Here is a 7,644-nt window from a genome sequence, read left to right as displayed (position 1 = left end):
GCGGAGGTCGGTGAGCGGCTGGAAGTCGCGGTCGTAGTGGACCTTGTTGGTGAGCAGCAGGGCCCACCGGCCGAGCCGGCGCGCGCCGCGGCCCGGCGTCAGGCGAGGTCGAGCAGCTGCTCGTAGAACCCGCCGAACCCGCGCTCGCGGTCGACGAGGTGGAGTTCCAGGATCCAGTGGCACGCCTGTCCGCGCCGGTCGGTCCGGCGCAGCGGGTTGTCGTTCTCCGGGGCGATGTACGACTCCGCCTTGGCGCCGTCGTTCGTCTCGTGCGGGAACTCGCCGACGAGGTGGCCCGCGTGCCAGATGCCCAGCTCCCAGCCGGCCTCCGCGGCGAGCCGCTCGACCTCGGCGTGCAGCTCGCGTCCGGTGACCTCCGGGTGTGCGCCGAAGAAGGCCCGCCCCGCGTCGAAGATCCGGGGCAGGTCGCCCAGCAGCCGGTGCTTCTGCGGGTCCCCGCCGAAGACGTACGTCCGCCCGAAGTCGGCCTCGAACTCCTCGAAGATCGGACCGAAGTCGGCGAAGGCGACGTCGTCCGGGCCGATGGTGCGGTCCGGCGGGTTCTCCTTGTAGGGCGCGAGCGTGTTCGGCCCCGAGCGGATGATCCGCTTGTGCCAGTGCTTGGTCGTGCCGAACATCTCGTTCGCCAGGTCCCGGATGCGGTCGCTCGCCTCGCGCTCGCCGACGCCCGGGGCGACCAGGCCGCGCTTCTCCACCTCGGCGAACAGGGCGACGGCCTTCTCCTGTGCCGCCACCAGCCCTTCGACACGCCGCGCCTCCAGGGCCGCCTGCCCGGTGGGTTCTGCCCTCACGTTCCCCGTCCCCCTCGGAATCGATGCCGTCCGGACCGCCCCGCGAACGACGCACCGGCTACGACGGCACGCATCTGCGAGGGCTTCACGGCAACCAGCATCGCACATGCGAGCCGACGCAGGCGATCTTGGTCGGGCCGGCCGCGGGGCCGCCCGGCTCGGGCCGGGCCGGTGCCGGTGGGATTCAGCCGGCCGCGGTCCGGAAGGCGGCGGCGATCCCGTCGGCCGTGCGGCCCTGGACGAGCAGGACGTGCAGCAGGATCCGGGCCTTGTAGGCGTCCAGGTGACCGCCCCGGATCAGTCCGCGCCCCAGCAGGTCCTTCTCCGATCCGGGGAAGCCGTACGTCCCCTCCAGGACCGGTCCGTTGCCGATGCGGCTGGCGAGCACCACGGGGATGCGGGCCGCGGCGTCCTCCAGCGTGGCCACGAAGTTCCGGGGGACGTGGCCCACGCCGAACCCGGCGACGACGAGTCCGTCGCACGCCCCGGCCATCGCGGCGAGGAGCGTGCCGTCGTCGCCGAGCGTCGCGGTGTACAGGCCGACCCGCGGCGCCGGCCCGGCGGCCGGTCCGGGGAAGACGGTGCGGCCGGGAAGCGGGCCGTGGAGGTGGACGCGGCCCTCGTAGAGGCGCCCCAGCGGGCCGGTGGCCGGGGAGGTGAACGCCGCCGGGCTGGTGCTGTGGGACTTGCGGACGGTGCGGGCCGCGTGGATCTCGTCGCCGAGGACCACCACGGCCCCGGCGCCGCTCAGGGCCGGATCGGCGGCACAGACGACGGCGGCGTGGAGGTTCGCCGGGCCGTCCGCACCGGGCTGGGTGGGGTTGCGCATCGCCCCCGTGACGACGACCGGCTGATCGCCCGCGTGCAGGAGGTCGAGCAGGTAGGCGGTCTCCTCGATGGTGTCGGTGCCCTGGGTGACCACCGCGCCGTCGCAGCCGGCCCGGAAGGCCTCGGCGAGGGCGTCCGACAGTGCCGTGAGGTCGTCGAAGCCGAGGGAGGCGCCGGGCAGGCGCCGGAAGTCGTGGACCTCCAGGCCGACGTCCAGGCCCTGCAGGGCCGGCACCGCGTCGAGGAGCTCCCGGGCGGACAGGGCCGGCACGACCCCGCCGGTGGCCGGATCGGTGGTCATGGCGATGGTCCCGCCCAGGGAGAAGACCGCTACCGTCCTGTTGCTCAACGCCGTCGTCTCCTGTCTTCGGGGCCGTCCGTCCGGGTGCCTCCGGGGCAATCTACGCCCGGCGGACGGGCACGGTGCGGGGTCCGCGCACGAGGAGACCCGGGCGGTACGGCAGCGTGCCGGGGTCGGCGGCCGGCCGAAGGTCCGGCAGTGCGTCGAAGAGCCGGGGCAGTGCGACCATCGCCTCCAGCCGGGCCAGCCGGGCGCCGAGGCACACGTGCGGGCCGTGCCCGAACGCGAGGTGTGGGAGCGCCCGCCCGCTGCCGGGTGCGTAGCGGCCGGGGCGGAAGGCGTCCGGGTCGGTGAAAACGTCCGGGTCCCGGTTGGCCGCCGCCAGCACGACCAGGACCGAGGCACCCGCCGGGACGGCCGTGCCGGCTCCGAGGTCCACCGTCTCGCTCGCGCACCGCCAGGTGGTCCCCTCCAGGGGGCTGGCGTGCCGCAGCGTCTCCTCGATCACCGCGGCCCATCCGGGGTCGCCGTCCCGCTGTGCGGCGCGCAGCTCCCCGGGGTGGCCGAGGAGCTGGAGGGCGGCGGAGGCCAGGAGGTTCATCGTCGTCTCGTAGCCGGCGAAGAGCAGAAGGAAGGCCATCGCCAGCAGCTCCGTGTCGTCCAGGGCCTCCGCGTCCCCGTCGCGGGCGAGCAGGCTGAACAGGTCCTCGCCGGGATGCCGGCGCTTGTCCGCGATGAGGCGGGCGAAGTACCGGTGCAGGTTCCGCCAGGCCAGGTCGATCTCGCCCGGCGCGAGGGCGCCGGCCGGGGAGCCGACGCGGTACGTCCAGGTGCGCAGGTCCAGGCGGTCCCGTTCGGGCACGCCCAGGATCTCGCTGATCACCAGGACGGGCAGCGGGAAGGCGAAGTCGTCGACGAGGTCGACCACCGCGCCCCCGTCCGCCCGGGCCGTGAGCTCCGCGAGCACGGTGTCGGTGAGACCGGCGATCCGCTCGGTGAGGGCGTCCACCCGACGGGGGGTGAAGGCGACCGACGCCAGGCGGCGGAGCCTGCGGTGCTCGGCCCCGTCGGTGTTGAGCATGTGCTGCTCCAGCACGGCCCGCGCGCCGGCGGCCGGCCCGTCGGCCCTGCGGGGGCCGCTCCTCGGTGCGGGGACGTTCGAGAACCGCGGATCGGCCAGGACCGCCCGGGCCTGCCGGTAGCCGGTCACCAGCCACGCCGACGTCCCGTTGGACAGGGCCACCCGCGCGGCCGGGCCCCGGTCGCGCAGCGCGGCGTAGAACGGGTACGGGTCACGGGCGAAGGCTTCGTCGGCGGGGTCCAGAGCAGTGGTCACCCGGCCATTCTCGTCAACGGCGCCGGACGGCCGGACGCGGCCCCCACCTCGGCGGACGGCCCGGCCGTGCCCGACCCCCTCCCGGCGCCACCGCCCGGACCGGGGCGGCTCGCCGGGAACACCGGGGCGGGCACGGCCGGGATCGTGCCCGCCCGGCGTCCGGCGCACCGCGCCCGCTACGCGCCGGCCGGCCGGACGACCACCGTGCACAGCCGCTTGGTGGCGCGGGTCAGGGCGACGTACAGGTCCCGCTCGCCCGCGGGGCGGGCGGCGGCGATCCCCTCCGGATCGACGACGACGGCCTCGTCGAACTCCAGGCCGCGCGCCTCGGAGGCCGGCACCAGCCGGGCGTACCGTTCGACCCCCGCGGCCGCCAGCTCCGCCACCCTGCCGTCCGCGCAGACCACCCCGAGCAGCTCGCCCGGGTGCGCGGCGGCCTGCGCCCGCAGCTCCCGTACGAGGCCCGCGGCGAGCCCCTCCGGGGCCACCTCGACGGCACGGGGCAGGTCACCGTGCCGGATCGACCGGACCGGCGGCTGGCCCGGGGCGATCCGGCCGAGCAGCTCCCCGGTGGTGGCCAGGATCTCCTGCGTGGTCCGGTAGCTGACGGTCAGCGTCCGCAGGTCGAAGCGCCGGCCGACGTGCGGGTCGAGCGCCTCGGTCCAGCCCCGGGCGACCGTCGCAGGGCCCGCCTGTGCGAAGTCCCCGACCAGCGTCATCGACCTGCCCGGACACCGGCGCACGATCATCCGCCACTGCATCGCGGTCAGTTCCTGCGCCTCGTCGACGACGACGTGCCCGAAGATCTGCTCGGGCGGGCCGTCGACCAGGCTCGCCGCCTCGTCGAGCAGCGGCACGTCGGCGTCGGCCCACGGCGCGCCGGGCGTCCGCAGCAGCAGGGCCCGCTCGGCACCGTTGAGGTCCGGCAGGAACACCTCCAGCGCCTCGGCGTCGGCCAGCAGCGCGCCGACCACGTCACCGGGCACCAGCCGCGGCCAGAGGTCCTCGACGGCCCGGTCGACGTGCGGGTCGTCCAGGAGGTCGGCGCGGACGGCGTCGGCGTCGAACTCGTCGGCCCCCGTGGCGGGCGCGTCGTCGATGCCGAGCCTGCGCAGGTCCCGCGCCGCCATCCGGTCGAGGTCGATGCCGGTGAGTTGCGCGACCTCGGCGTCGATGCGCTCCAGCGCCTCCGCCATGCCGCGCGCCAGCGCGTCGGTCAGGGCGTCGACCAGCAGCTCCAGGAACAGCCGGCGCGCCCGGTTGTGCGCCAGACCGCTCGTCTGCGCCGCCTGCCGCGCCCGGGCGACCTCCTCCTCCCCCAGCCGGACCCACTCCTGCCCGACCCGGACCGTGAAGTCGCCGTCCGGGGCCTGCCACGAGCGGACCAGCCCGGCCAGTGCACCGGCCAGCCCGGCGCCGCCCTTCAGGCGCGCCGCCCCGAACGGGTCCACCGCACCCGGCACGACACCGGCCAGCTCCTCGCACGTCGCCAGGACGACGTCGTTCTCCCCGAGCGAGGGCAGCACCTGGGAGATGTAGTCGAGGAAGCGCGCATTCGGCCCGAGCACCAGCACACCGCGCTCCGCCGCCTTCGGGAACGCGTACAGCACGTACGCGGCCCGGTGCAGCGCCACCACCGTCTTCCCGGTCCCCGGGCCGCCCTGCACCACCGTCACCCCGCGGTGCGACGACCGGACGATCGCGTCCTGCTCGGTCTGGAGCGTCGCGACCGCCGTCCCCATCCGTCCCGTACGCCGCTCCTGGAGCGCCGCCGCCAGCGGGCCGTCGCCGACGACGTCCCCGGCGGTGGGGGCGGAGCCGTCCAGCAGCTCGTCGCTCACCCCGACCACCGTGCGGCCCGTCAGGCTCAGGTGCCGGCGGCGCCGCAGCCGCATCGGGTGCACCGGCGTCGCCTCGTAGAAGGGCCGCGCCGCCTCCGCCCGCCAGTCCACCAGCACCGGCAGCTCGTCCTCGTCGCGCTGCAGGCCCAGCCGCCCGATCCGCAGCGCGGTGCCGTCCGCCAGGTCGATCCGGCCGAAGACCAGCCCGCCCTCGGCTCCCTCCAGCCGGCGCACCTCACGCGCCAGCCGCCCGGCCGCCACCTCCCGCTCGTACACCTCGCCCGCGCTCCCGGCCGGCGACGCGAGCACCCGCCCCAGCTCCGCCCGCGCCCCGGCGAGCCGTTCGTCGAACAGCCCGCCGATGACGGACACCTCCGCCCGTTCCAGCTCCACCTGCTGTGCGGCATTGTCATTCACCTGCGACAAGGAATCCCCTCCCGGTTCGTCCCGACACTATGCAGACGAATTCCGGGAAAGTAAACGTTGACTTTGCCGCGTCGAATGTGTCCTTCCGCCTGACGGTGCAGGTGAGGTGACCACCGGTCAGATCCGGAATCGAATTCACGGCGACTTCCGGCGATGGCTCCGGATCGGCGGGGCGGTCCATTCCGCCCGGGCCCCGCCCGGCGGTGCCGGATCAATAACCGGTGGTGCCCCAGAAGCACAGCGCCGCCGGGCGCCCGTCGTCGCCGTAGACGACGGTGCAGCAGCCGGAGCCCCGGCCGAACGGGGGGAACCACCCGTCACCAGCACGTCCGACGGCCTGCCGGACGGTCTCCCGCACGGGCCTCGCCGTCCCGAACAGCTCGACGACCTCCCCGCCCTCGACCCCCCTGACGTCGCCGGGCTCCTCCAGGTCGGGTTCACAGCGGACCACGCGCCCGACGTCGAGGACCGAATGCGCCGGCTCCTCCTCCAGCAGGCCGCTCTCCGTCAGGGCAGCCGGCGATTCGACGCCGCATTCCCGGTAGTACGCGGCATCGCGAGCGAAGACCTCCTCGCGGAGAGCGTCGAGCGCGGCCTGCTCGCCCGGCCGGAAAGGCGTGAAGTACGCGATGCCCACGGCGGCCTGGTCGCCGATGACGTCGAAGAACGGGGTGTCGGTGGCACCCGGGCAGATGGCCAGGGCCCGGACGCCGCTGCCGCGGAGCTCGTTCGCGAGCGCCTCGGTGAACGAGAGCACATAGGCCTTGGTGGCGCCGTAGACGGCCATCCGGGGAATCGGCTGGAAGGCCGCCGTGCTGGCCACGTTGACGACCGCCCCGCGCCCGCGCTCGACCATGCCGGGCAGCAGCCGGGCGGTCAGGTCGGTGAGGGTGAGGCAGTTGAGGTGCACCTCCTCGGCCATCCGCGTCGGATCGCCCTCGGCGACGGCCCCGAAGGTCGCGAAGCCGGCGTTGTTGATCAGCACGTCGACCGTCACTCCCAGTTCGTCGACGCGGCGCTGCACCTCCGCCGCGGCGCCGGGGCGGGCCAGGTCGAGCGGGAGGACGTGCACGGTGACGCCGTGGGCCGCGGCCAGCTCCTCCCGGAGGCCCGTCAGCCTGTCCTCGCTGCGGGCGACGACGACCAGGTCCGACCCGCGGACGGCGAGCTCGCGGGCGAACGCGGCCCCGATGCCGGTGGACGCTCCCGTGATCAGGGTGGTCTTGCGCGTGAAGTCCATGGGTCTCCTCGTTTCCGGGACGCGGGCTGGCGTCGGCACCCCGGTGCGGGCGGCGTCGGTACCGCGATGCGGCACAATGTAGTCAGTGCCAACAAAGTAGTCAACGCCTACATACTCGTATGCTGATGCCCATGCGAACGGGCCGCTATCACCACGGAGACCTCCGCGCCGCGCTGCTGGAGCGCGCCGAACAGACACTGCGCGAACAGGGCGTCGACGCCTTGTCACTGCGCGAACTCGCCCGCGCCCTCGACGTCAGCCACGCCGCGCCCAGCCGCCACTTCAAGGACCGGCGCGCCCTGCTCGACGCACTCGCGCTCACCGGCATCCAGCGGCTGACCACCGCGACCCGCAGCCGACTCGCCCGGAGCGGGGACGGCTTCCGCGCGCGGGTGTTCGCCTTCGCCCGCGCCTACGTCGACTTCGCCGCCGAACACGCGGCGCTCCTGGAACTGGCCTTCGCCCGCAAGCACGACGCCGCCGTCGCGGACGAACTGGAACTCGCCTGGCAGCCGCTGAAGTCCGACCTCCGCGCCGAGATCGACCACGGCCAGCGCGAGGGGATGATCCGGCCCGGCAACACCGACCGGATCGGCAACGTGCTCTTCACGGCCGTGCACGGCGTGGCCACCCAGGCCGCCGGCGGACAGCTCCACGGAGCGGCCCTGGACCAGGTCTTCGACGACCTGGTCACCCACCTGCTCCGCGGCCTCGCACCGAGCGCCGGCGACGAGCCCCTGAGCGATCCTGCCGTACCCACCTGCTGACCGACGCGGGCCGGGCTCCTCGGGCTGGACTTCTGGACTTCTCGGCCCGGGCTCCTCGGGCCGGGGCTCCTCGGGCTCGGACTCCGCTGCCCG

The 7,644-nt window shown here is 74.8% G+C and carries 6 protein-coding genes; 1 reads left to right on the top strand and 5 read right to left on the bottom strand.

Annotated features, from left to right (window positions below):
• Positions 1 to 98 precede the first annotated feature (98 nt).
• The 5 genes from ABZ885_RS31725 to ABZ885_RS31705 all read right to left on the bottom strand — a co-directional run bounded on the left by ABZ885_RS31725 (position 99) and on the right by ABZ885_RS31705 (position 6,784).
• Positions 99 to 812 (bottom strand): M24 family metallopeptidase, encoded by a 714-nt coding sequence (locus ABZ885_RS31725; RefSeq protein WP_360196241.1) that lies wholly within the window; start codon positions 810 to 812, stop codon positions 99 to 101.
• 184 nt (positions 813 to 996) lie between these two features.
• Entirely contained in the window at positions 997 to 1,989 is a 993-nt protein-coding gene (locus ABZ885_RS31720; protein WP_360196238.1) for an asparaginase, read from the bottom strand.
• Between the two features lie 52 nt (positions 1,990 to 2,041).
• Entirely contained in the window at positions 2,042 to 3,277 is a 1,236-nt protein-coding gene (locus tag ABZ885_RS31715; protein ID WP_360196235.1) for a cytochrome P450, read from the bottom strand.
• Positions 3,278 to 3,453: 176 nt separating this feature from the next.
• Positions 3,454 to 5,544 carry an AAA family ATPase gene (locus ABZ885_RS31710; RefSeq protein WP_360196232.1) on the bottom strand — a complete coding sequence of 697 codons (2,091 nt, stop codon included), beginning with the start codon at positions 5,542 to 5,544 and terminating at the stop codon, positions 3,454 to 3,456.
• A 211-nt stretch (positions 5,545 to 5,755) separates the two neighbouring features.
• Complete coding sequence (locus tag ABZ885_RS31705) at positions 5,756 to 6,784, bottom strand: SDR family oxidoreductase (protein ID WP_360196229.1); 1,029 nt, start codon at positions 6,782 to 6,784, stop codon at positions 5,756 to 5,758.
• A gap of 131 nt (positions 6,785 to 6,915) precedes the next feature.
• On the opposite strand from ABZ885_RS31705, the gene ABZ885_RS31700 reads away from it, so the two are divergent.
• Positions 6,916 to 7,551, top strand: coding sequence for a TetR/AcrR family transcriptional regulator (locus ABZ885_RS31700; RefSeq protein ID WP_360196226.1), 636 nt, complete (start codon positions 6,916 to 6,918; stop codon positions 7,549 to 7,551).
• Positions 7,552 to 7,644: the final 93 nt, after the last annotated feature.

The sequence above is a fragment of the Kitasatospora sp. NPDC047058 genome (assembly GCF_040643935.1).
Classification (GTDB): domain Bacteria; phylum Actinomycetota; class Actinomycetes; order Streptomycetales; family Streptomycetaceae; genus Kitasatospora.
This window is presented reverse-complemented; position numbering and strand designations above follow the sequence as displayed.